This window comes from Paraburkholderia sp. RL18-085-BIA-A (assembly GCF_046027075.1).
In the GTDB taxonomy this organism is placed as follows: Bacteria; Pseudomonadota; Gammaproteobacteria; order Burkholderiales; family Burkholderiaceae; genus Paraburkholderia.
In genome coordinates this window covers 1-1,346 of record NZ_JARESU010000434.1, presented here as the reverse complement: position 1 = coordinate 1,346, position 1,346 = coordinate 1, and the positions used below count along the sequence as shown (strand labels likewise).

Annotated in this window: 2 protein-coding genes; one reads left to right on the top strand and one right to left on the bottom strand. The window is 56.5% G+C overall.

All coding sequences use genetic code 11. The features are described 5' to 3' along the window. Positions 1-174 precede the first annotated feature (174 nt). Positions 175-402, bottom strand: a complete 228-nt coding sequence (locus tag P0D89_RS53050; RefSeq protein WP_408371229.1) for a DDE-type integrase/transposase/recombinase — start codon at positions 400-402, stop codon at positions 175-177. 200 nt (positions 403-602) lie between these two features. Here P0D89_RS53050 and P0D89_RS53045 point away from each other — a divergent pair. Then, positions 603-1,346 (top strand): hypothetical protein (locus P0D89_RS53045; RefSeq protein WP_408379645.1); only part of this gene is annotated, 744 nt, incomplete at its 3' end.

Sequence of the window (1,346 nt, the reverse complement as noted above, 5' to 3'; positions counted from 1 at the left end):
TATCCGGTAGGAAGCTGGCGAAGCTCATCCCCTCTGTCTCCGATCTCACGCACTCCAGGACTATCTATACAGAATCGACAACCGCCGGCCGCGTCCGGCAGTTGTCGGGCCAGTTTGAGGGTCGTGTCGCAATAAGAAAAAAGCGGCAAAACAAGTAGATCTTGTTAGGAAGCCTTACATGACCAAGGAGTAAAACTGCTTGGCCGCCGACGGAGAGGTTCCCTTCGTCGTTTTCATCTGTCCCTTCCTGATCATATGTATCACCTCGATGCCCGACAGGATGATGCGGGCGCAACGAAAGTCCTTGAAGCCCATCATGGGTTTGATGATGCGTTTGATGGCACGATGGTCCTGTTCAACGAGGTTGTTCAGATCAACTGGTTGCCAGTTTTTCGAGGCCATCGAATTTGTCTGCGAGGCGCGCCAGGCCGGGATTTTTGATCGGTGAAGGCAGATCGGTTAGAGTCCAGATTTCTGGGCGCAGCGAATGACCGGAAACCCATGCTGGCAAGTGATTCCAACGGAATTGAGCCTGGAGCAGTTCGAGCAGTTTGTCTTGCCGCATCTGAGGGGGGCGTCGAGGACCTCCTCCCACGCTGCCCTTGCACAAGATCTTCAACTACATCCTGCGAGTGCTGTACATGGGCTGTCAATGGAAGATGCTACCGATCGAAAGGAATGCCAAGGGTCGCGCCGAAATCCACTACACGCGTATCTACCGGCTGATGTGGCGCTGGCAGGCCGACGGTTGCATGGATGCCATCTTTGCTGGCTTGGTGAGCAGGCTTCATGATGACCAGCTGCTCGATCTCAAGGTCATTCATGGCGATGGCACAACGACGGCGGCGAAAAAGGCGGCGACAATCTCGGCTACAGCGGTCACAAGCATCTCAAGGGCGACAAGGTCGTGGCCTTCTGTGACCGGGACTGCAACATCATCGCGCCATTCATATGTGCGCCGGGCAACCGCAACGAATCGCCGTTGTTGCGCGACGCCTTGCGCCCAGACTCACCCAGTGGCCCACGCCATCGGCATGGACTTACAGGGCTTGAGCGTCAGTCTGGACGGCGTCTACGACTGCCGGGCCAACCGCAAGGCCATTTTCAACCGGGGCATGGTGTCCAACATTCCGGAAAATCCGCGCGGGCGTAAAACCCCGAAGCGGGGCCGCAAGCAGCGCTTTGATCCGGACATCTTCGAGGAGCGCTTCAGGACCATTGAACGCGTCTTTGCCTGGGAGGATAAGTTTCGCCGTCTATTACTGCGCTTCGAACGCATCAGTCACGTGCACTACGCGTTCAAGACGCTCGCCTATACGATGATCGTGCGACACGAAGTCGCCTGT